A 23,602-nucleotide genomic window follows, 5' to 3' on the forward strand; every position below is an offset into this window, starting at 1 on the left:
TCTACGGTGCGACTGCAATGCCACATTGCGATACAAGATAGTGACGAACGGCCGTCCAGTTGTTGCGAGGCCCGCTCAACGTGATGCCTTGCAGGACCGAAGGCCCAGACATGCCGAGCGCCACACGGGCGATGATGAGCGCGTCCGTGGTCGCGCCCACACGTCCATCGCCGTCCACATCCATGGTGCACATGCGTGCGCCGAATGGGCCACCATTGAGTCGCGCAATACAGGCCATGTTGATGCCACCGGCCCCCTCGCAGGCACCAGCAACCAGCAGTTTTCCGTCTGACTGCAGTGCCAGCGCGCGGGCGGCGTCATTTCTCTGCCCTACCGTACTCATCTCCAGATTGACACGGCCATTGCCATAGCCGGTCGGTCCGTCGAAAGAGGCATCGAGCGCACCGTCTGGTGCGAGCCGTGCGACGCAAAAGTTGTTCTCATTGAGCAAACTGCACAGCCCGATCAGAACGATGCGCCCGTCGGGCTGGACGGCGATTGCGGTGACCTGATCGTACGTTTGCCCCATCGGGAAGACCGCGACACCGCCACCGCCGCCAGCGGACCCCTCGAAACGGTCATCCAGAGTGCCGTCGCCGTTCAGTCGCACCACCGCGAAATGACTGGCGCTGTTGGACACGACCGAACGACCCGCAATGAGCACGCGGCCATCGGGTTGCAGCGCTGCGGCGCTGACGTTTGCCTCGATCGCACCGACGGCGTAGGCGACGCGTCCAGTCCCGATGCTGCCACTGTTGTTTGAAAACGTGGCGTCAAAGCTGCCGCTGCCGGTGAGGCGTGCAGCGCAAAAACTGCGTTTGACGTTGGGATCCGTGTTCGGCCAGCAACTGCCAGTGACTACCAACCTTCCGTCTGCTTGTTGCAGCAACCCCGCAGCGTCAAAATCATAGGCACCGACCGGGAAGCGCACCAGACCATTGCTATTGGCCGGCGGCGGACCTGAGAACGTGGTATCCAGTGTCCCGTTACTGTTGAGCCGGATCACACAAGCTTCGCTGTACACGCCAGCGTTCATCGACACTCGGCAGTCACCGGAAATCACAATTTTCCCGTCTGGCTGAACCAGTACATTTCGTGCCCGTGCAATGCCCAGATTCGTGAGCAGCGCGCGACCAGCGCCATTCTGGTTCGGCCCGACAAACGTCGCGTCCAGCGTTCCGTTGGCGTTCAGGCGCGCGACGCAAAACTGGTAGCCCACCACGCCATCCCAACACTCACCGGCGAGAACCATCTTGTCATCCGCTTGCATGGCGATGGCGTTGGCCCGGTCATCGGTGGCATGTTGCGGCAGTGCGAAGCCTCCATTGCCGTTGCCCGTGGCGCCAACAGGCCCGACGAACGTTGTGTCGAGGCCGCCATTGGCGGTGAGACGCTGTACGCACATCGCCGGGTTACCGTTCGTGGCAGCGTTCGAGCAGTAACCAGCCAGCACAATGCTGCCGTTCGGCTGCGTAGCAACGGCCAGGACATAGGCGTTGCCACCGGGAACGACCGCGAGATTGGCAATCCTCCCGGTACCGCTCGCAAAACCTGCAGGAGCAGGGGCGTCGTCAAGCGTACCGGGCACGGGTTCGACGCCATGCGCCGGGTTGAGTACAAATGCGGTCAGCGCTGCCGCTATGGTCAGCGCAGTGGGGTAGTTGCAGCGCACGCTAACCGGTACGAAGCGGGATGACAGACAACGGGCAATCGGGGGACGGGACAGTGTCATGTTGGGGGAAGGTGGATGTTGGCGGAGAAAATGTAGATGCGACCCGGCGCAGCACGGTAGTCAAAAAGCGAAAACAGTAGGCGAAAAGCGCAAGCATCCGACCAGGTGTCGCAAAATGCGCGCAAGCAGATTCCACTGTGTCGCCAGACGGCCAAATGTTCCCGAGAATGGTTGACGATGTAATGTCCGACGCTGCCGCGCTCGCCCGTGCTGCCGAGTTCGCCGCGTTCAACGGACAGCTCGAAGACGCCCAGCAACTACTTGAGCGTTGCACGGACAGCTTGCCGCAGGAGCCCGCAGCGGAGGGTGCGGTGGCGCTGGCGCGCGCCGAACTTGCCTTTCAGCGGTCAAACTATGCCGAGGCTGCTGCACTTGCCGACCGCGCAGCCACGCGACTCCTGCTCGTTGGCGATGCCGAGGGCGAACTGCGGGCGCTGGAGCTGCACCCGCGCGTCTGGGCACGGCATGGTGAGGAAGAGCGTGTGCAGCGTCGCTGCGAGCAACTGCTCGAGCGCTGGCGCGCGAGGACCGGGAACGAGGCTGTCGAAGGTCAGGTTCGATGTCTCACCCTCATTACCTTCATGCACGCACGCCGGTTTCGATACGAGGATGGTATTGCAACCGGTAGTCTCGCGGTGCGTCTTGCCCGCGACACTGCGCGCATGCATTCCCTGCTTCCGCGCGCGGCCAACGCACTTGCGGGGTTGCATTTCGCCAAAGCCTGCGCCCTGCATCCGGCGACCGGATGGGCTTCGCACATTACGTCCCTGGCGCCGACGGACCACCCTGATGTGTTGGAACACTGCAGAGTCGCGATGGCGCTGCTCGGCGAGGTGCGACCGTACTCGAAAGCCGGCGGCAACCAGTATCAGGATGCGCTGATCGGATCGAACATGGGGCAATTGCAGGTACTGATGGGAGCCCCTGACGCCGCGCTTCCAGACATGCAGCGTTTTCTAGACGTCAGTCGGCAACGCCAAAACCGTTACATGGAGGCCGATGCGCTGCAGGCCATCGGCTGGGCGCATCTGGTGGGTGGACGATTGCCCGACGCGCAGGCAGCGCTGATGCATGCACTCGGTATTGCTGCATCGCTGCAGGCCGCACCGCTGCTGATCACCATTCACTACGACCTGTCGACGATTCTGGAGCGGGCGGGCGAGGTTGCGCGGGCGTTGCACCACTATCGCGAGTACGCACGACTCTGGCGACGGGCGCACCAGCAACTGGCGGCTCAGCCGTCACCGCATGCGCGACGCCGGCTCGAGCCCTTCTACCTTAAGCGCGCGGAGGCACTGATCCGCGCATCGCTGCCTCATTCGCCGTCAGCTGAAGAGATCGCCCAGCACTCTGGCGCGTCCATTCGAGCGGTACAACTGGCGTTTCGCGAGTATCGTGGAATGACACCGCACAAGTATTCGCTCGCGTTGCGCTATCAGGCTGCGCACGACGCGCTGGCATCAAGGCAGGCGGCACGCGGCATTGGTCAGATTTGCAGCGAACTCGGATTTGATGACCCCTCACGATTTGCGCGTGAGTTTCGCAAGCGCTTTGGCCTGCTTCCGTCCGCGTTCAGTCGTGATGCAGAGCCAGGCCGGAATCGGGCTTCGGCCGCAGGTGGCGTGTGAGCCTGACTCCGACTTGCGATTCCTGCCTGACGCGGCATCATCCCTTGCGTAGAGCGGAACATTGCAGCCGTGCGACGCACGTGTACGCCGCAACAGGCAAAAAGCGCAAGTCGCGTGACTGGCCGCCAAAAAGGCATGTGGGCGAGTGCGTGGCCACAGCCCTGACGATGCAGATCATTCATACTCTACCGGAGGGGACAGTCACATGGTTAACAAACATGGAGCTACGGTCGCGCGCCTGGCGTGGCTCGTCGGCGCGATGCTGGGCGCGACGATTGCTGCGGCTGCGGACGACCGTATCGAGGCGGTGTCGCTGATGCGCGACGACGGCGGCAAACCGGGCGCCATTGTTGCCCAGTTCACACCACAAGATCGCAAGCAGCACTTCGCCGTCAAGTTGCGCAAGCTGGAACTCGGCAAGAACCGCTTCCAGGCCCGTTTTGTTGGAGTCGAAACGGCCGCGGGCAACAACGTTGAAGTGTTCAGGACCGGCGACATCGGCAACTCACTGATTGCCAACACCATTACCGCGCAATTGTCCCTGCCCCGCGACTGGCCGCTCGGACGCTACGCTATCGAAGTGGTGATGAATGACCAGCCCATTGGGAGGCGCGAATACATTGTGTCGCCGGAGTGGTCGAAGCAGGCTGTCGAACGATGGATCCTGTACGCCGACGACGGCAAAGGCAATCCGACAGAACGCAAGCTCAGTGCGTTCAGCACGAAACAGCGCACACTGCATTTCGAAGCCCAGACGTCCGGCTATGTGCCACGCGGCGCGCGCGTGACTTGGGTGTTGCGCACTCAGGCGGGGCAGGAGGTCATGCGTGGAGACAACACCGTTGGCAAAGACTCCCAGGTATTCAATCGACTTACTTCGTTTGTCACATTGCCGCGGGACTGGCCAATCGGTGGCTACACCATGCAACTTCTGGACGGAACGCGGGTTGTCGGCGAACACAAATTCAACGTGACGCAATGACAAGCACACGACGCAAGGCAGGGGCGGTCACGGCGGCTTTGCTGCCGCTGTTGTCGGCGGCGGCAGGCATACTGCACGCCGCAGAACCCCCCGTTTTCCCCCAGAGCACGACTGGAGCAACGATCGCCACGCGCGTTGCGCCAATGGCGCATGGGCGCGTTGTGCACTTTGCCCTCACGCCAGACCGGACCCATGCCGTGCTGTTCGAGCGCATCGCGCCGCCCGGTGCCAACGCCGTGTGGCAACTCCGGGTGCTTGATGACAGGGGGGGCACGTTGCGTGAGCGCAGGCTGCGTCCTGGCTACGACCCCACGCAACCCGACATGTACTTCACGGATCGCGGTGAACTATTGATTGACGACGGCAGCTACTTCTATGTTGTGGATCTCCACACGTTGCGTACTGAGCAGACGCCACAATGCCGCAAGCACGCTTATCCCGGTCGCGATGCGCATGCTGCGGAGATTGAAACGCAGCTCCGCAGCGATCGCACGGCGGAGCTTGCCCGTCTTGCCCGGGCGCATGGTGTGCGCGAGGCGGATGTGGAAGGCGAGGATCTTCGCACGTTGCCGGTACCGATCGTCGAGGCGCGACGGCGCTGGGCACAGACACTGGGCGAGCAAAAGAGCCGACTGATAGAAGCGCGTTACATGGCGCTGATTGAGCGATTTGCAGCGGCTACGCCAGAACTGGTGGGTATTCAGGTGGAACGGCCACAGCTCACGTCCTACTACGTTCGTGTGAACGCTGACGGCAAGTACTGGTACTGCGATCTCGAAGGCCGTGCGCAGAAGTACGCCGTGCGCTGGGCGCGGCGCGCAGGGGCCAAGGGTGTGACGCCGCTCTCCCTGACGCGCGGCGAACTCACCCGCGAAGGCGACGTTGTCCATGACGGCCCGGCGTCGATTCAGGTGCTCAAGGCCTCCCGTACGACGCCGTGGACGTGCTCGTGGCAGGTGGGGTGCGTGGACCGCTCTGACTATCGCTTGCGGCTGGCTGGATTGCCAGGGCAGGCCGCGCCTGTCGAGGTGGCGACGAAAGATGGCAGCCTATCGCGCGGACTAGCAGGCGGTGGCGCGTTCCGGTTCGCCAATGGGCACTGGTTGCTGGAGCACGACGGGCTGTACCTTTTCACCGCGGCATCCGCGATTCCCAGTGGCAAATCGACGCCATGACCCCGCATCATGAAAATCCCCACTCTACAGGCGTTCACGGCGATCTGCGGATCGCTCGCCGTCGCAGCACAAGATTGGGCGACCCGGGTACGCACACCACGGCAGGTCGGCAGGTCTGCGCTGTCCCATGTCAAGCAGCGGCGCGGGCGCGACAGTGCTGCGCCCCGGCGCGTCTTGCCGCACGACGTCGCCGCAGCCATGACGTTGGTGCGCATCGCGCTCATCGAATTTGCCTGGCGTGACGAAAGCGCCGCAGCGATTGCCCACGTCCAGCGCCATACGAGCACTGGCAGGACTGTTGATCGCACGCCGGCGATGCGACCACACGTTCAACGTCGACCGCGACAGAAGCACTGTGGCGCGGTTGTCGCAGTGGTCTTGAGCGTATGGCTCGTGCTGTTGTTGATGCCCGCGACGGTCTCTGCCCAGCAAATGACTGCCCAGCCCACAAGCGCTGCTTGGTCGGGGGCATCGGTCATTCATCGCGCCGATCATCCGCGCGTGGTCAGCACCGACCGTGATCGCATGGTACTTCTCGTGGCACCATTTCTGCGTGGAGTGCAGGACGGTACGAGTGGATTGCTTTCGCTGCATCTTGCGATGCCCGCCATTGCGCCTGAAATACTGTTCCGCAGTACCACCGACTTGCTGCCGAACCACCTCGCGCCCGTTCTGGATGATGGCACCCATGTCTACTGGCTGAGTGGCCTACGCATCATGCAGACCAGCAAGACCACCCGACAGTCTCGACAGTTGAGCGACAAAGGTGCGCTGGCGATGGCCGTGCACGGAAACGCGATTTACACCTTCAATCACAACAATGAGCGCAAGTTGTTGCGCGTTGACTCCAAGACCGGAGAGGTGCGTGAAGTTGCAAAACTGCCCTTCGTGGCAAGCTCGCTGCACGTCGATGCCAATGGCGCGTGGCTGCTGACCACGCCCTCACCGCTTCGGCAAGTCACTGCGATTGTGCGCTTCGACTTCGGCAATCGCCAATGGGCAGCCGTGTACGCGTCTGCCGATGCGCAGACGCAAATTCGCGCTCTGGTACCGGTGGGCGAAGCGAACACCATGCAGTCCGACGCGACGTTCCGCAGCATGTATTTCGTCGAACGCAATCTCGTGAAAAACCGTGCGGTCGTACGACATCTCAACGTACTCACGGGCATCATCACTGCCCTGGACATTGATGCGATTGATGAGCTTTCACCTATCAAGGCGGATGAGTTAGCGCTTTACTACTTTGCCCCGGAGAGTCGCCAACTCAATTCGCCGATGTTGCTGTATCGGTACTCGGACGGCAGCGGCAAGCAGCTGGTGAGTCGAGGCACCACGTGGCCAACTAGCATGACCATACAGAGGTTCGATAGCAAAAGCCGCGCTCTCGTTTGGACTGACATCACTTGCGTGTATTCGCTCAGTTGGTAGTGGCATTGAACGACTGTCGAGCCATGCGCCATACAAGGCGCAGCACGTCCGTGCACCTAAGTCATCGCCGGATTTCCGGACGAACACAGAGTTTGTACTCGTTGGTCTCTGGGCGGTTTCCTGGCGCGTCGCCGCAACGGTTGTCGTGGTGGGTGGCTTTATCGCCGGCGGGATACATTGACTAGGGACAGGCCGGCGGGCTGCGCCACACCGGATGACCTGTTCGCGTGGTGGCGTCGCAGGATGCCACGGGAGGGCCACCTGAGTCAGTATTCCAGCGATATTCGCAGTATGTCTTCGTAGGTTCCGCCCGGCAGGTCGACATAATCGCACACGCGGATCCGGGCGTCCAGTCTTACCTCGGCGGACCGCTGCCAACCTGACGCGATCCTGCGGTCACCCTGAGTTGCAAGCTCGTAGGGCATAGCCTCACCACTGAACCGACGCAAGGTGCGCATGCCACATCGCGGATCAAATGCTCGTCCGTTGTCTACCAAAACACGGTAAGTCGTGCCGCGAGTGCAAGCCACTCGAACCAGACCGAAAGCAGCGCCATCGGTCGCGCGTCCCGGGTCGAACCCCCCCCGAACGGCACGTCGCCGGAGGATTCGATCCGGCACCGCGGCACAACGACTGCGCTCACCTCAAATGTTGCCAGGTGCTCCTGCGCATGCGCGGCGCCACCGCGTTCGCGCTGGCGAGAACGACAAGGAAAATTCGAAGGCTTCGCGCAGTCGACAGGCTCACGGCAGCGCGCGTTTCGCTTCGAGAAGTCGGGCGGACAAGAGGCGCTGGATCGGCGGAGGCGCTGGTATGGTCTGAATCTCCCGGTGTGCTGCGGCCCGGTTTTCGCGGTCCAGCGCAGCGTCAATCCGTACAACCGCAATGGTGATTGCTCGTCGCAAGGACGCAGGGCGCAGTCGCAATCGCTGCAAGGGAAACGCCGACGGCAATTGCCGGGATTAAGGCAACGCTGAACAAGCCGTCGGAATCGGCGAGATGAGGTGCGAGGGTAGAAGATCAAGGAAGCGGGGTACGAATTCATCGAAACTCGCCCCGGGAGGTGCACGCGGCGAGCGCGAAAGCGTCCCCGGCGCCCGCAGCGGACGCACCCATGCCAAGCTCCTGCGAGCCAGGTACAGATTGGCCAGACCCAGCACCACGAGCGAACGCGTGGCGTTCTTGGCTAGTTGCACGATACGCGCCGCGCATGGTTACTTTCAAGATCAATCCGGAGAAGATCCGCGACGTGATCGGCAAGGGCGGCGCCGTCATCCGCGCGCTGTCGGAAGAAACCCGCTGCCAGATCGACATTCAGGACGATGGCACGATTACCATCGCTTCGCCGAACGCCGATGACCTCGCCGAATGCAAAAAGCGTATCGACGGCATCACGGCCGAAGTGGAAGTGGGCAAGGTCTACGAAGGCCCGATCATCCGCATCATGGACTTCGGCGCCGTGATCCAGCTGCTGCCTGGGCGTGACGGCCTGCTGCACATCAGCCAGATCGCCCATGAGCGCGTCAACGCCGTCACCGACTTCTTCAAGGAAGGCGACCTGGTCAAGGTCAAGGTGCTTGGCTTCGACGACAAGGGCCGCGTCAAGCTGTCGCGCAAAGTGCTGCTTGACGAGCAGGCGGCGGCGGACAACGGTGGCGCTGGCAACACGCCACAGTAGTCACGCTGGTTATGACCGAAAAGCGGGGCGCGAGCCCCGTTTTTTTTTGCGAAATTTCCGATGCTGGACGCCGTGACGAACCCACAGCGTTTATCCTTCCACCTACCTCAGACCATTGGGTTTACTCATGAGATTCAACGCTCTACCAGCATTTGCCCGTCGATCATGCCTGCTGGCAATTGCCAGCATGTCTGCTGGCTTCTTTGCCTCGGCCTCAGCGCAGGATCTCGCCAGAAGCGTTGTGGGGTCCTGGAGGCTGGTCTCGCATACCGTCACTACGGCCGGCACGACGTTTGATTCACATTCGGCTCTCCTGCAGCAGCGCCCGTGCGCAGCCAAGATTCGCTACAACATTGGGGCTGACGGAACGTATCGCCTCGATGCTTCGGCGAGTGACTGTGACGAGAAGTACAAGTCTGCGCAACAGAAACTGTATGCCAAGACGAAGTGGAAGCTCGATGGCAACAAGATCACTACGTCGTCGACGAATTTCGCTGTCGGCCAGACGTACAGCGCCTCAATCTCGGGTAGTCGCATGACGTGGATAGGAACCGAGGGGCAGGGGACACTGGTGTTCGAACGCTGATGCAAGCGGCGCGGCGCAACAGGATAGATCGCCTTTCCGGTCGCCACCCCGCCGCAACCGATCTCGCAGAAGCTGCCGAATTGCAGCTCATGTTGACCTTGTGGCTCGATCGGTGCTGGCAGCACTTGCACAGAATGCGGTGCAGATCGGTGCCCTTACGTTGAACAGCAGGTGCTCACGGGCGCGGGCTCAACTTTGCAGGACTCCATGAACACACGGGAACAAGCCGCTTTGCTGACAAGCCTGAAGGCACGGTTCGCGAACAACCCGGCGCGCCACAAGGGGCTGAATTGGGATGCAGTTCAGGCGCGCCTCGCCAGCTCCCCCAAAGCGCTGCAGGTACTTGCCGAAATGGAGCGTACCGGCGGCGAACCCGACGTGATCGCCTACGACAAAGCGACTGACCAATACGTCCTTTGCGATTGTTCTGCCGAAAGTCCGGCGGGTCGGCGAAGCCTCTGTTTCGACGGAAAAGCGCTTGCCGCACGCAAGGAGAACAAGCCGAAGGGCAGCGCGCTGGATGCGGCACAGGCCATGGGTGTCGAGCTGATGACCGAGCAGCAGTACCGCCAGTTGCAGCAGCTTGGTCAATTCGACCTCAAGACGTCCAGCTGGGTGGCCACACCAGACGAGGTGCGTGCCCTCGGCGGCGCGCTCTTCTGCGACCGTCGCTACGGCAAGGTGTTCGTTTATCACAACGGTGCCGAGTCGTACTACGCCGCCCGCGGTTTTCGCGGTATGTTGCGCGTTTAGCCAATACCTCCAGCACGGCACAGCCCTCACCACGACGCGGAGAGCGGGTGTTCCCTTGCTTTCCGAGACCAGACGTCTGTATGTCGCAGTCTTGGCGCCCTTGTTACCGGCAGTGTTGGTTTCAGCGTAGAGTGGAGCGCCTAAACTGCGGCAAAAGCAAGTTTCAAACGATAAATTGAATCGGTCGTAAGTCACAATCCAACTCAACCCGTTTTTGGTTGTTGCGAAGGAGAAAACCATGCCGACTTACACCCCGCCGCTGCGCGACATGCGCTTTGTGATGGAAGAGTTGCTCGATGTGCCCGGCGAGTTGAAGGCGCTCCCTGCCCATGCCGAGAACGACATGGACACCATCATGGCGATCGCCGAAGAGGGCGGCAAGTTCGCCGCTGAGGTGCTGTTCCCCCTGAACCAGTCCGGCGATCGCGAAGGCTGCGTGCTCGACCAGAAGACGCACGAGGTCAAGGCGCCCAAGGGTTACAAGGAAGCCTACAAGCAGTTCGTCGAAGGCGGCTGGGCAGCGCTGTCGTGTGACCCCGAGTACGGTGGCCAGGGCCTGCCTATCGTGGTCAACCAGTGCGTCTACGAGTTCCTCAATTCGGCGAATCAGGCGTGGACGATGTATCCGGGCCTCACGCACGGCGCCTACGAATGCCTGCACGAGCACGGCACGCCCGAGCAAAAGGCGCTCTACCTGCCCAAGATCACGACCGGCGAGTGGACCGGTACCATGTGCCTGACCGAGCCGCACTGCGGCACCGATCTCGGCCTGCTGCGCACCAAGGCGGAGCCGAACGCGGACGGCAGCTACACCATCACCGGCAACAAGATTTTCATCAGCTCTGGCGAGCATGACCTCGCCGAGAACATTGTGCACCTTGTGCTAGCACGCCTGCCCGATGCGCCGCAGGGCTCGAAAGGCATCTCGCTGTTCATCGTGCCGAAGTTCATCGCCAATCCGGACCAGTCGATCGGCGAGCGCAACAAGATTTACTGCACCGGCCTCGAACACAAGATGGGCATTCACAGCAATGCCACCTGCCAGATCGCGCTTGACGGCGCAAAAGGCTGGCTGGTTGGACAGCCCAACAAGGGGCTCGCCGCGATGTTCGTGATGATGAATGCCGCGCGCATCGGCGTTGGCATGCAGTCGCAGGGCCTGACTGAGGTCGCCTACCAGAATGCATTGGCCTACGCCAAGGACCGCATCCAGATGCGCTCGCTGGCCGGCCCCAAGAACCCCGACAAGCCAGCCGACTCGATCCTCGTGCACCCCGATGTGCGCAAGATGCTGCTGACCGCCAAGGCCTATGCCGAGGGTGGCCGCGTGCTGTCGTTGTACTGCGCCCTGCTGATCGACAAGGAGCTCAATCACCCCGACGAAGCGGTGCGCAAGGAATGCGCGGAGATGGTGGCGCTGCTCACCCCCATCGTCAAAGCCTTCATCACCGACAACGGCTGGATCGCCACCTCGCACTGCATGCAGGTGTTCGGCGGCCACGGCTACATCGCCGAATGGGGCATGGAACAGTTCGTGCGCGACGCCCGCATCAACATGATTTACGAAGGCACCAACACCATCCAGTCGCTGGATCTGCTGGGCCGCAAGGTGCTCGGCAACCAGGGCGCGACGCTCAAGAAGCTCGGCGCGATCATGGAAGACTTTGCCGAAAGCTGCGAAGGCGACGAGGCGATGCAGGAGTTCATCGGCCCGATGCTGAAAGCAGCCGAGCTGTGGTCCACGCTGACCTTCGAAATCGGCAGTCAGGCCATGAAAAACCCGGAAGTGGTCGGCGCCGCTGCAGTGGACTACATGCGCGTTGCTGGTCACACGGTGTTCGCGTTCTGGTTTGCGAAGATGGCGAAGATCGCGCTTGCGAAGAAGGATTCGGGCGATCCGTTCTACGCGGCCAAGCTGCAGACGGCGCGCTTCTACTTCGCCAAGCTGTTGCCCGAAATCGAGAGCTGCGCGATCACGGCGCGCGCGGGCCTCAAGCCGCTGATGGAGACGGAGCTGGCGCTGGCCTAGCCATCTTCAACCACCCTGACGACGGCCTGCTGGTTCCCAAGCGGGCCGTTTTCATTTTGTGCAGGCCGGCATTTGCGTGGCCTGTATCTTTTCGGGTAAACGCCCACTGAATGCGGCATACAGGGCGATTTATGGGGAAATCGACTTTTCAGTACTTTTTGCCTTGATCCCATTCTGATTAAGCCTTTGCAGTGATTTTTTTGGAAAGCTGTTGATCTCCAGCTTGCCAGGGACGCGGCGACCGAATCTGCTCGAAACGAGACTTTTCCGGACTAACTCATCTATGCTGCCGGGAAAGCAATCAGTCACCGGACCGGAGCGATCATGAAAGCCTCAACCTTCGCCATCGCGTTGTTGTGCGTAATTCCCTCGTTGTCCTTTGCGCAAGCTTCGCGCACCTGGGTGTCAGGCGTGGGCGATGACGCCAACCCATGCAGCCGTACGGCGCCGTGCAAGACGTTCGCAGGAGCAATTTCCAAGACTGCCGCCGGTGGCGAGATCAACGCGCTGGATCCGGGTGGTTTCGGTGCCGTCACCATTACCAAGTCGATCACGCTGGACGGCGGCAGTGCCTTCGCCAGCATCCTGGGCGCCGGGACCCATGGCATCATCATCAACGTCACCACAGCGCCGTACAACGTCACGTTGCGCAATCTCTCCATTCAGGGTGTCGGTACCGGCTTGAGCGGTATCAGGGCGCTTAGTACGACCACCGGTACGCTGCACATTGAAAACGTGCAGATCCGCAACTACGGTGCATCCAGTTCGCCTGCCGTCAACATCGCGCCCGGCGCCGCGCTGGATTTGCTGGTGCAGGATACCGTGATCGAAAACTGCGCCGGCTCGCCCGGCATTTCACTGACGGCACCGGCGTCCGGCAACCTGCGCGCGAATGTCAGTCGAGTCACGGTCGCCAACTGCGGCACGGCACTGGCAGCCACCGGTGCTGCAACCAGCGTCCGCCTGTCTGATTCGTCGCTGCTGGATGACAACACCGTCGGCTGTAGCACCGCTTCCGGCGCAACGATCCAGTCGTTTGGCAACAACCGTCTGGCGGCGAGCTGCACTGTTACCAGCGTTCCGTTGCGCTGATCGCGGCGACATCCGCCATGAACGGTTCCATCCTTCGCGCCAGCGGGCGCGTCAACGGCGGCCGGCTGACGTTGGCGTCGCTGTTGCGGACAGTCTGTCATCCGCCATCGTTGCGGCGTCTCGGCCGGTGGGCGATCTCGTTGATTGCGGTGCTGGCTGCGCCGTCGGCGTTCGCCCAACTGTCGGACATCGCTGTGATCAAGCTCGGCCCCGACACAGCCGGTGCCGGCACCAACATCACCTACAGAACAACCATCGTGAACGCAGGCCCGGATGCGTCCGGGACCATCACCATTTCCGATCCGCTTGCCGCCGGCATGACGTTCATTTCGTTCGCGCAGACGCAGGGTGCGGCCATGACCTGCACCACGCCGGCCGTGAATGGCACGGGTAGCGTCGATTGCACGCTGCCAGACCTTGCTTTCGGTGCCTCGGTCCAGTACGACCTGACCTTGCACATTGATGCCATGACGCCGGCAGGAACGGTCCTGATGAGCGGTGCCGTGGCGACCATGGGGCCAACGCAACCGTACAGCCTTGACGACACGGAAGAAAACAGCGTCGGCGTTGCCGGCACTTACATCCTGGGCGCCGCCGTGGCTGACGTCGCGATCAGCAAGACCTCGGCAGCGGCTGTTGCACCCAATGGCAACATCACCTACACCATCACGGTCAGTAACGTCGGGCCCGCTGCGGCGACAGGCGTCACCTTCACCGACAATCTGCCGTCAGGAACCACCTTCGTCTCCCTGCAGCAGACCAGCGGCTCGACGTTCACGTGCACTTCGCCGGCCATCGGTGCCAATGGAGCGGTGAGTTGCAGTCTTGCCAGCATGAGCATCGGCAACGCAGTGTTCTCGCTGGTGGTCAATTCTCAGGCGCCTTCCGGCACCGTGATCGAAAACCAGATCACCGTGACCAGCACGTCGGTCGACGGCAACGACGAAAACAATGCGAGCCAGGCTTCGACAAGGGTTGAGGCGTCCGATCTGACCTTGAGCATGAGCGCACCGGCAACCGTCGCACGCGGCAGCGCACTGAGCTATGTGCTGACGCTTGGCAACGCCGGGCCGGACGCAGCACAGAACGTTGGCTTTGTCGAATCGCTGCCGGCCGGTACAACCTTCGCCTCATGGGCGCAGAATTCCGGCCCGACGTTCGCCTGCAGTTATCCGGCAGTGGGCGCGACTGGCTCGGTGAGTTGCACCGCGCCGTTTCTGCTCAACAGCGCGGCGGCACAGTTCACCCTCACGGTGACCGCCGCGACTGCCGGCAGCGCGACCAGCTCGGCCACTGCTGCCTCGGATACACCCGATCTCATTCCGTCAGGCAGCTTCGGTGCCGCCGCCTCGGCAACCACCAGTGTGCTGGCGCCACCCACCATTGCGATGGCCTTCACGCCGGCGGTGATCGCACCCGGACAATCGAGCACGCTGACGATCACGCTGGGCAACCCCGCTCCCAATGCCGTGGCGTTGAGCGGAGTGGCCATTGCCGACGCGTTGCCGCCGGGGCTCACCGTTGCCAGTGCGTCGACGACGGTTTGTGGCGGCACGCTGACGACCACCGCACCCGGCAGCATCAACCTGTCGGGCGCCACGATCGCTGCGGGCAGCATGTGTGCTTTCAGTGTGACCGTGACGGCGCCGGCGGCGGGCATCTTTGTCAACACCACGGGTGCTGCGTCTTCCAGCAACGGTGGCAATGGCGGGACTGCCACTGCAACGCTTGCTGCGGCGCTGCCGTTGCTGATTGCGCAGACCGCCAGCCCGGTCAGCATTCAGACAGGCTCCACCACGACGCTGACCTATGTGCTGACCAACCCGAACAGCGTCACGCTGACCGACTTGGGCCTCTCCGACGCCTTGCCTGTTGGCCTGCGGCTTGCTGGCAATCCTGGCGCTACCAATACTTGTGGCGGCACATTGACGGCAGTTGCAGGTGGCGCAACGGTTGCGCTCGCGGGCGTCTCGCTGGCGGCAGGCGCGAGCTGCACGGTTAGCGTCGTGGTGCAGGGTGTCGCGATTGGCACCTGGTACAACACCGTGGCAGTGACTGCGCTGAGTGGCGGCGCTGGCAATACGGCGACCGCTGCGGTGACGGTGTTTGCCAATGTGCCCACGATCGGGGTGTTTGCGAAGCTGGTTCTGGCCTTGCTGATACTGGCGGTTGGGCTGGCGTCGCTGCGACGCTGGCCGCTTCGCGGCGGTTGACGCCGGCGATGCCCGGCGTGTCAGACCGCTGACCGCGCCGGGCGTACTTCACGCATCGAATTCGTTATTGCGTCGCAAGGCCGGCGCGCGCTGCGTTATTGCTGGTGGGCATCAAGTATTCTCGCGCGCTTGCAGCCAGTTGAGGACGATGATGCGGAATGTTCGAGTGAGTTGCGCGGCACTGGCCGTGTTTTCTACGATGGTGACGCTAACCATGTCGGGCGCGTTGGCGGCACGCGAGGGCTACCAGGTGCTGTGGCATGGTCAGTGGGTCGACTACGTCGAGGACGGCGACTACGCCGTCACCGACGGTGACATCATCATCGGCCACAAGAATGCAGTGCGCGACGGGGGCAAGGCGCTCACGATCGACGCATCGAACCGCCTTTGGTTGCGTGCCGCCAGTGGCATCGTCGAGGTTCCCTACACGACGGAAGCGGGTAGTGCGGCCAACATTTCCGGTGCGGTTGCCGAGATCAACCGTGTGCTGGCCGGTGTCCTGCAATGGGTGCCACGAACGGACCAGCCCGACTACGTGACCTTCAATCTGACTTCGGCGAACTCCGGCGCCTGCGCCAGCTTTGTCGGTCGCTCCGGCGGCAAGCAGCAGATTACGGGTGACCCCGAGTGTGGCGTATCGACACTGGTGCACGAAATGGGTCACGCAATGGGGCTCTGGCATGTGCAGCAGGACGCCAGCGCAGGATCGTTCGTCGACTTGCGCATGGACAAGATGGACCCCTCCAAGCGCGGCAACAACCAGCCCATCTTTGGCACGCGCACCGTTGCCGGCTACGACTATGCGTCCATCATGCACTACTCGCGGACGTCGTTCCCGGCTTCGGGTGACCGCGTGACGCTGGAAACGAAGCCTCCTGGAATCGACGTTGGTGGCAGCGGTACTTACTCCGCTGCCGACATTGACGCGTTGCTGCGTCTGTACGGTGGTGCACCTGCTCGAACCACGGTGACCAGTAATCCGCCCGGCCTGTCGGTCATGGTTGATGGAGTCGCGGTCACCACACCGGCGACATTTGACTGGCCGATTGGCAGTGTGCATCGCGTCTGGGTGCTGGACCAGCTGCAGTCGATGGGCGGCTTCCAGTTTGGCTTTGGCCGCTGGAGCCATGACGCCAGTGATGCCCCCTCGCGCCAGCTCACCTGGCAGGTAACGCCGGGCGATGGTTCGCTGGCGAGTCCGACGACCGCGCCATCCTCAACGGTGCTCACGGCCAACTTCGTTCGCCTGATCAACGTGACAGCGACGCCGGAAGTGCAAACCGGTGGTACGTCGCAGGTAGTAGCCCGCAACGCGCCGTGGCCGGGCACGACGTCACTGTACCCGCAGTTCAGCCGTTTTGACCTTCGCGCCAGCCCGGCGCCTGCTTACCAGCACTACTTCACCTGGGGCGCTGCATTCGCATCGGATGGTGCCGCTGCCGTCGCGCCGCAGGTGTCGCTGCTGGCTTCCGGAAGTGTTGCTGCACAAACGGTGGGTGCCTTGTTCCACAACGGGCCCACACTCATCGTGGATGTCGCTGGCAACGGCATCGTCGACGGTGTCACACTGAAGGTAACAGCGCCCGGTGGTGCGGCCAGCAGCGCCATCGCGCCCCGTCTGGCGCGGACGACTGCGGGAACATGGAAGTTCGAGATGGCGTCCCCGCAATTGCTGGGCTCCAGCATCCGCCACTACTTTGACAGCTTTGAGGGTTTCGACAACGCTGCAACTGGCGAGGTCGCGATGCCGGCCAGCGGCGCCCGTGCGGTGACGGTCCGCGCGCACCGGGAGGTGTCGCCGTTCAAGCAGGTGATCCCTTCGTGCGCCGGCAGTATCAACCTGAGCGACAACGGAACCTGGCTGCGCACCGGTGCTGCGCTTAACGTCACACTGAATACTGCCCTCGGCGGTGCTTTTACCGGCTGGAGCGGCACGCTGGCCACGCTTGGCGGCAAGCCGACGTCGGTGGCGACCACGGTAGGCGCGGCTGTCCCGGAATACGTGGCGTACTTCAACGCGGCTGCCGAGCCGCTGCGTCTTGAGTCGGTGTCGCCAGCGGTGATCGGAGACGACTCGACCGCCACAACGGTCACGATTACCGGTACCGGTTTTACGCCGCAAACGGCGGTCACCATTGCCGGTGTGGCGCAGGTGCCGAGCTTCGTCGATAGTCGCACCCTGCGGGTCACGGTCAATCGCGGCTTCATCACCGCCCAGGGACGGCAAACCGTCTATGCCACCAACGCGATCAATCTTGGCTGCTCGGTGGCGAGCAATTCGCTGGCGATGGAAGTTCTCCCCGCTGGTGTCAAGGTGGGTGTCGCACTGACGGAGTATTACAACGCCGCGCTCGACTACTACTTCCTGACCGGCCGCGCACTCGACAAGAGCATTCTCGATACCGTTGCCGGCTGGGCGCGCACTGGCAACGAAATCCGGCTGTATGCCGCTCGAAACGAGGAAACACTACCGCTGGAGCGACACTTCTTCGCTCGCGTCGCTCGTAGCGGCACTCGTGGCAGTCACTTTTTTACCGCGCTGCCGTCCGACCAGTTGCTGATGACCTCAGTGAACCCTGCCAACGGGGCGCTTGACGCCATGCCGTACCTTGAAGGCATCGAAGGGTACGCAGTGCCAAAATCAGCAACTGGAACCTGTCCGGCCGGCACGATACCGATCTATCGCGCCTTCAAGGGTCCGCCGCGCTACGCTGACGACGGCAATCACCGTTTCAGTGTCAGTCTCGCGCAGCACCAGGATATGGTGACCCGGCTCGGCTGGGCTGATGAAGGTGTAGTGTTCTGCGGCTTGCAGTGAGGCAATTCGGCCGGCGCGATTCAGCGCTTGCCGCCAAAGATCGATCCCAGCACCCCGCGCACGACGCGCCGCCCAACCTCGGAGCCGATGGCGCGCGCAGCAGACTTCATCGCTGCCTCACCGACCGTCTGCCTGCTGCGCGGCGAGGTCTTGCTGCCCAGTACATCGCCGATCATGCCGCCCATCTTGCTGAAGAAGCCGCCGTCTTCGGCAGGCGCCGGTGCGGCAGCGTCGCTTCCGGCGTCGGATGCGGGAGCGCTGGACTCGGCCGCTGTGTCGGGTTTGTTGCCGCCCATGCGGCTGGCGACGCGACCCGTGAGGTGCTCGTAGGCACTCTCGCGATCCTCGGTTTTGTCATACACACCAGCGACCAGCGAGTTCTTCACCAGCGCCTCACGCTCGGCCGGAGTTACCGGCCCAATGCGCGATGACGGCGGGAGCATCCAGGCACGTTCCACCGGATTGGGGCGACCTTTCTCGTCGAGAAACGACACCAGCGCTTCGCCGGTCGCGAGCTCGGTGATGACTTGCTCGGTATTGATTTTCGGATTTGGGCGGAACGTCGAGGCGGCCGTGCGCACGGCCTCGGCATCGCGTGGTGTGAATGCACGCAGCGCATGTTGCACGCGGTTGCCGAGCTGGCCAAGCACCACGTCGGGCACGTCGAGCGGGTTCTGGGTGACGAAGTAGACGCCGACGCCTTTTGAGCGCACCAGACGCACCACCTGCTCGATGCGCGCGCGCAGCTCGGGCGGCGCCTCGTTAAACAGCAGGTGCGCCTCGTCAAAAAAGAACACCAGCTTCGGCTGATCGGGGTCGCCGACTTCGGGCAGGCTCTCGAATAGCTCCGACAGCAACCACAACAAGAATGTCGCGTAGATGCGCGGGCTGTTCAGCAGCTTGTCAGCGGCGAGAATATTGATCACGCCTTTGCCATCCACGGTCTGCATCAGATCAGAAAGATTGAGTGCCGGCTCGCCGAAGAATTTCTCGCCGCCCTGCGATTCCAGCGTCAGGATGCCACGCTGGATGGCGCCGATGCTGGCACCGGAGATGTTGCCGTAGTGCAGCATGTACTCCTTCGCGTTCTCGCCCGCATGGGCGAGCATTGCGCGCAGGTCTTTCAGATCAAGCAGCAACAGACCCTTGTCGTCGGCGATCTTGAACACCGCGGTCAGCACGCCACTTTGGGTGTCGTTCAGGTTCAGGATGCGGGACAGCAGCAGCGGCCCCATCTCGGCAACCGTGGCGCGCAGGGGATGACCCTGCTCACCAAACACGTCCCAGCAGGTGACCGGGAAGGCCTCGTTGGCATAGCCGGTGAGCTTGAGCAGGTTCACGCGATCGGTGACGCGCTGGTTGCCCCCGCCTGATTGCGACAGCCCGGTCAGATCGCCCTTCACGTCCGCCATGAACACCGGCACGCCAAGCCTCGAAAAACCCTCCGCTAGCACTTGCAGGCTGACCGTTTTGCCGGTGCCGGTGGCGCCAGTAATCAGGCCGTGCCGGTTGCCGAGTTTCGGCAGCAGCATCAGGTCGGCATTGGTATCGGTGGTGCGGGCGACGAGGAAGGGATTGGCCATGAAAATCAACTCAAGCAGATCGGGAATGCTGCTGCGTACTGTAGCGGTTTTACCGATCGAAATGCCGCGTCGGAGGCCGTCTGTCGTGATATCCGATAATTGAGCTTAACGTTAACGTCAATTGAGAGCGGGAAGGGGAGCACAATGGATCTTTCGGGCAAGGTAGTGGTCGTCACCGGCGGTGCGTCGGGGTTGGGTGCCGCGACCGCGCGTGCGGCGGCGGCCAAAGGCGCCAAGGTGGTGATTGCCGACATTCAGGACGGCACCGCCGTTGCCGCTGAGTTGGGCGGCCAGTATGTCAAGTGCGACGTCACCAACGAGGCGGACGCCAAGGCCGTGGTTGCAGCGGCGGTTGCGCTGGGTGAACTGCGCGGCCTGATCAATTGCGCCGGTATCGGTACGCCGCAAAAGGTGGTCGGCAAGGAAGGCCCGAGCGGTATCGCGCAATTCAGCAAGGTGGTGGCGATCAATCTGATCGGCAGCTACAACCTGATCAATCAGGCCTCGGCCGCGATGCAGGCGCTGCCAGCGCTGGCGGATGGCGAGCGCGGCGTCATCGTCAACACGGCGTCGGTGGCTGCCTTCGACGGCCAGATCGGGCAGGCGGCCTACGCTGCCTCGAAGGCCGGGGTCGTCGGCATGACGCTGCCAATCGCCCGCGAGATGGCGCGCTTTGGCATTCGCATCATGACCATTGCGCCGGGCTTGTTCGAGACCCCGATGATGGCCTCGCTGCCCGCCGAAGTGCAGGCAAGTCTCGGCGCGTCGGTGCCGTTCCCGCCGCGCCTCGGCCGCCCGACGGAATTTGCAGCAATGGCAATGCATATCTTTGACAACACCATGCTCAATGGCGAGGTGATTCGTCTGGACGGCGCGATCCGGATGGCGGCCAAGTGACGCATTGGTCCGGCAGGCGGGCGACCAGTCGCCCGCGTCCGGAGACCGATGCGTCATCCCGGACCAGCGACACGAAGTGAGCGCCGATCCGGGATCCAGCACGTAGCCCGCGAGCAACGCGAGCAAATTCCGTGAAGCAGTGAAACTCCAGCAAATCCTGTTCAGCCAGGGCTTTGGCACCCGCCGCCAGTGTGATGCGCTGATCGACAGCGGCGCCGTCAGCGCCGCCGGTCAGGTGCTGCGAAGCGCCAGCGCCGACATCGCTACGGATGGCCTGGTGCTCACCATCGGTGGCGAGCACTGGCCGTTTCACGAACGCGCCTACGTGATGCTGCACAAGCCTGCGGGCTACGAGTGCTCGCATGAACCGAAGCACTGGCCCAGCGTCTACGAACTGCTGCCGCTACCGCTGCGGCAACGGCCGACCAAATCGGCTGTGAACGGCGTGCAGGCAGTGGGGCGGCTGGATCAGGATACGACCGGCTTGCTGATTCTCTCCGACGACGGCCAGTTCATTCATCGCATGGCGTCGCCGAAGCATCATGTGCCCAAGGTTTACGAGGTCACCACCAAGCACGCAGTGACTGAGGCCGATGTCGATGCCTTGCTGCACGGTGTGGTGCTCAATGACGATCCGGTGCCGGTTGCTGCGGCGGCGTGTGAGCGCGTAACGCCCACGCATTTGCGGCTGACACTCACCGAGGGCAAGTATCACCAGGTGAAGCGCATGATCGCGGCCGTTGGCAACCGCGTGGAGGCGCTGCATCGCGCACAGATGGGTGGGCTCGTGCTCGATCCGGTGCTCATGCCCGGCCAGTGGCGTTGGCTGACCGCCGACGACCTGGCGAAGCTGCGACGCGAAGCCCCGCCAGACAAATAGGCGCGAGGTCGCCTACGAATAGGCCCGCGACACCAGCTCGGCAACACAGGCAGGTTTGGCGTGGCCTTCCATCTCGATGGTGCATTCCCAGGTCATCTGCATGCCGCCTTTGATCTCCTCGATGGCGGCGAGCTTGAAGCGGCCACGCACCCGCGAGTTCACCTTCACCGGTGCCATGAAGCGCACGCGGTTGGTGCCGTAGTTCACGCCCATCTTGACACCGGTGTACTCCATGCAGTTGTCCTTCAGCATCGGTACCAGCGAGAGCGTCAGGAAGCCGTGCGCAACGGTCGCGCCGAATGGTGACTCCTTCGCGGCGCGCTCGGGATCAACGTGAATCCACTGATGATCGCCGGTCGCCTCGGCGAACCGATTGATCCGTTCCTGACTGATTTCCACCCAGTCGGAGACGGCCACTTCAAGACCAAGCCAGGTGGTGAGCGAGGGGAGTGCGAGGCGGGTTTTCATGAGCGAGAGTGTACCGGCGTCGCCTCAGACCGTTGCGCCGGTCAATTGCTGATGATGTTCTGCCACAAACCCGCGCAGCACCGCATTGACCTCATCGGCCCGCTCGCGGGCGACCCAGTGCCCGGCGCCGTCGACATGATGCAGTCGCAGATCCGGCACCAGCGTCTCGATGCCGTCGAGCAGTACCGGCCGCAGCGCCGGGTCGCCGGTGCCCCAGATGATTTGCGTCGGCACTGTCACGCGAAACTGTTCGGGCTTCAGCGCGGCGGCGACGGCGGCTGCGCGCCCCGGTTCGTCGGCGGTGTCCGGGTGCAGCGGCGAGGCCCGGTAGTAGTTGCAGCCACCGGTCAGCCCGCGTTGCCAGCATTGACGGTAGGCCGCGCGCTCGGCCTCGCTCATCGGGTCGAGCATGGCGAGCAGGCGGGCAAAGTTATCCTGTGCCAGTGCTGTTTCCGCGCCGGGTCGTCGCAGCCAGTTCATGTATTCACTGGCGGCGATCTGCGCCGGGTCGTGTGCGAGCGCGCGGGCGAAAGGGATCGCGTGCGGCGAGTTGATGATGGCGAACTTGCGCATCAGCTCCGGGCGTTGCGCCGCCAGTCCCCAGGCGACGGCACCACCCCAGTCGTGCGCGATCACGGCGTGCACCGGGGCGCCGAGCGCATCGATCACGGCCACCAGATCGCCGATCAAATGCGCCGCCTTGTAGGCGCCGACGTCGGCTGGCTGCGACGACAGATTGAAGCCGCGCAGATCGATCGCCACGCAGCGGTAGTCGCGGGTGAACTCGGCGAGCTGCCGCCGCCAGGTGAACCAGAACTCCGGGAAGCCGTGCACGAAGAGCAGCGTCGGTGCGCCCGCCGGCCCGCCCACCTTGGCGTGCAGGCGAATGCCCGGTGCGGTGTCGAAGTATTGCGATTCCAGGTTCAGCACGTCGTCCATCGCCGCAATGTAGAGCATTCCGGGCGCCGCCATGGTCTGCAACAGCCGTGCGCCGCCTGCGGCTGGCGAAGCGGCGATGCCATTGGCGCCCAGCTTATGCGATTCATCGCACGCCAGTGGCGCGGTAAACGCCCTTGCGCAGAATTCGTCTCACTGCGATGTCGCAGTGCTCTTTCGGGGGACCGACACATGAATCCGCTCAACATGCTCTTCAACAACCCGGTGTCCGATGTCATTCGCGCCGTGGTGATGCCGTTCAAGTTCATCTTCGTCGTTGGCCTCTGCTGGTTCATCAACTACATGACCTTCACTGGTACGTGGTGGGTCAAGTGGGTCGCATTCGGCATGGGCATCGCGGTGCTGGTGGCCTGGGCGCGGTTGATCAAGTCGCTGTTTGTGGTCGCCATCGTCGCCGCCATTGGTTACTTCATCTACAAGCGCTACGGCGCCGAAGCGAAGGCGAAGTACGACAGCTGGCGCAACGAAGGCACGCCGAAGCAGCCGGCTGAAGCCATGCAGTACGCGCTGGAAGGCAAGCCGGCGTCGGCGTGAGGCTTGGGGGCGCGTGGGCAACACGTTGCCCACCCTACGCTCGGATGGCATGCGGCTGCGGAATGCGAGCCGCGCACCGATAGCGGTCAACACCTGGCTTGAACGACAGCGCTTTGTCGCAAAATGCGTAGGAAACGCTGAACAAGTCCCTCACGAGCCGCGCATCGCC

Annotated in this window: 18 protein-coding genes and 1 pseudogene; 14 read left to right on the forward strand and 5 right to left on the reverse strand. The window is 62.8% G+C overall.

The window, feature by feature from the left end:
- Position 1 precedes the first annotated feature (1 nt).
- A complete protein-coding gene (locus FKL89_RS05770; RefSeq protein ID WP_156861857.1) occupies positions 2-1,732 on the reverse strand; it encodes a hypothetical protein in 1,731 nt (576 codons plus the stop codon).
- A gap of 182 nt (positions 1,733-1,914) precedes the next feature.
- On the opposite strand from FKL89_RS05770, the gene FKL89_RS05775 reads away from it, so the two are divergent.
- The 4 genes from FKL89_RS05775 (at position 1,915) to FKL89_RS05790 (ending at position 6,945) form a co-directional block, all read left to right on the forward strand.
- The gene (locus FKL89_RS05775) at positions 1,915-3,360 is read left to right on the forward strand and encodes a helix-turn-helix transcriptional regulator (protein ID WP_162527400.1); all 1,446 of its coding nucleotides are present in this window, start codon (positions 1,915-1,917) and stop codon (positions 3,358-3,360) included.
- Positions 3,361-3,505: 145 nt separating this feature from the next.
- Complete coding sequence (locus FKL89_RS05780; RefSeq protein WP_156861859.1) at positions 3,506-4,342, forward strand: hypothetical protein; 837 nt, start codon at positions 3,506-3,508, stop codon at positions 4,340-4,342.
- Positions 4,339-5,517: a hypothetical protein gene (locus tag FKL89_RS05785; protein WP_156861860.1), complete on the forward strand. Its 1,179-nt coding sequence runs from the start codon at positions 4,339-4,341 to the stop codon at positions 5,515-5,517. The genes FKL89_RS05780 and FKL89_RS05785 overlap by 4 nt, the downstream gene beginning before the upstream one ends.
- Before the next feature lie 9 nt (positions 5,518-5,526).
- Positions 5,527-6,945, forward strand: a complete 1,419-nt coding sequence (locus tag FKL89_RS05790; protein WP_156861861.1) for a hypothetical protein — start codon at positions 5,527-5,529, stop codon at positions 6,943-6,945.
- A gap of 266 nt (positions 6,946-7,211) precedes the next feature.
- On the opposite strand, the gene FKL89_RS20550 is transcribed toward FKL89_RS05790, so the two are convergent.
- On the reverse strand, positions 7,212-7,565 hold the full coding sequence (locus FKL89_RS20550; protein WP_156861862.1) for a spore coat protein U domain-containing protein: 354 nt from the start codon (positions 7,563-7,565) through the stop codon (positions 7,212-7,214).
- Positions 7,566-8,134: 569 nt separating this feature from the next.
- Here FKL89_RS20550 and FKL89_RS05800 point away from each other — a divergent pair.
- From FKL89_RS05800 to FKL89_RS05830, 7 genes and pseudogenes are all read left to right on the forward strand, one after another.
- Positions 8,135-8,623 (forward strand): annotated as a pseudogene (locus FKL89_RS05800) (S1 RNA-binding domain-containing protein); the annotation flags it as partial.
- Positions 8,624-8,810: 187 nt separating this feature from the next.
- Entirely contained in the window at positions 8,811-9,209 is a 399-nt protein-coding gene (locus FKL89_RS05805) for a lipocalin-like domain-containing protein (protein WP_162527402.1), read from the forward strand.
- A gap of 207 nt (positions 9,210-9,416) precedes the next feature.
- Entirely contained in the window at positions 9,417-9,962 is a 546-nt protein-coding gene (locus tag FKL89_RS05810; protein WP_156861865.1) for a DUF4256 domain-containing protein, read from the forward strand.
- A 238-nt stretch (positions 9,963-10,200) separates the two neighbouring features.
- A complete protein-coding gene (locus FKL89_RS05815) occupies positions 10,201-11,991 on the forward strand; it encodes an acyl-CoA dehydrogenase C-terminal domain-containing protein (RefSeq protein ID WP_156861866.1) in 1,791 nt (596 codons plus the stop codon).
- Positions 11,992-12,315: 324 nt separating this feature from the next.
- Positions 12,316-13,083, forward strand: coding sequence for a right-handed parallel beta-helix repeat-containing protein (locus FKL89_RS05820; RefSeq protein ID WP_156861867.1), 768 nt, complete (start codon positions 12,316-12,318; stop codon positions 13,081-13,083).
- 17 nt (positions 13,084-13,100) lie between these two features.
- Entirely contained in the window at positions 13,101-15,296 is a 2,196-nt protein-coding gene (locus FKL89_RS05825; RefSeq protein WP_156861868.1) for a DUF7933 domain-containing protein, read from the forward strand.
- Positions 15,297-15,483: 187 nt separating this feature from the next.
- A complete protein-coding gene (locus tag FKL89_RS05830) occupies positions 15,484-18,114 on the forward strand; it encodes a M12 family metallopeptidase (protein ID WP_162527403.1) in 2,631 nt (876 codons plus the stop codon).
- A gap of 20 nt (positions 18,115-18,134) precedes the next feature.
- On the opposite strand, the gene FKL89_RS05835 is transcribed toward FKL89_RS05830, so the two are convergent.
- Positions 18,135-19,697, reverse strand: coding sequence for a helicase HerA-like domain-containing protein (locus tag FKL89_RS05835; protein ID WP_156861870.1), 1,563 nt, complete (start codon positions 19,695-19,697; stop codon positions 18,135-18,137).
- 144 nt (positions 19,698-19,841) lie between these two features.
- Between FKL89_RS05835 and FKL89_RS05840 the strand changes: the two genes are divergently transcribed.
- Together FKL89_RS05840 and FKL89_RS05845 are read left to right on the forward strand one after the other, a co-directional pair.
- Positions 19,842-20,594, forward strand: a complete 753-nt coding sequence (locus FKL89_RS05840; RefSeq protein WP_156861871.1) for an SDR family NAD(P)-dependent oxidoreductase — start codon at positions 19,842-19,844, stop codon at positions 20,592-20,594.
- Positions 20,595-20,733: 139 nt separating this feature from the next.
- Complete coding sequence (locus FKL89_RS05845) at positions 20,734-21,474, forward strand: 16S rRNA pseudouridine(516) synthase (RefSeq protein ID WP_156861872.1); 741 nt, start codon at positions 20,734-20,736, stop codon at positions 21,472-21,474.
- Positions 21,475-21,486: 12 nt separating this feature from the next.
- On the opposite strand, the gene FKL89_RS05850 is transcribed toward FKL89_RS05845, so the two are convergent.
- The gene (locus tag FKL89_RS05850) at positions 21,487-21,942 is read right to left on the reverse strand and encodes a MaoC family dehydratase (RefSeq protein WP_156861873.1); all 456 of its coding nucleotides are present in this window, start codon (positions 21,940-21,942) and stop codon (positions 21,487-21,489) included.
- A 24-nt stretch (positions 21,943-21,966) separates the two neighbouring features.
- The gene (locus FKL89_RS05855) at positions 21,967-22,899 is read right to left on the reverse strand and encodes an alpha/beta fold hydrolase (protein ID WP_238363503.1); all 933 of its coding nucleotides are present in this window, start codon (positions 22,897-22,899) and stop codon (positions 21,967-21,969) included.
- A gap of 171 nt (positions 22,900-23,070) precedes the next feature.
- On the opposite strand from FKL89_RS05855, the gene FKL89_RS05860 reads away from it, so the two are divergent.
- Positions 23,071-23,433 (forward strand): 2TM domain-containing protein, encoded by a 363-nt coding sequence (locus FKL89_RS05860; protein WP_156861874.1) that lies wholly within the window; start codon positions 23,071-23,073, stop codon positions 23,431-23,433.
- Positions 23,434-23,602: the final 169 nt, after the last annotated feature.

Source organism: Casimicrobium huifangae, assembly GCF_009746125.1.
GTDB classification, from domain to species: Bacteria; Pseudomonadota; Gammaproteobacteria; order Burkholderiales; family Casimicrobiaceae; genus Casimicrobium; species Casimicrobium huifangae.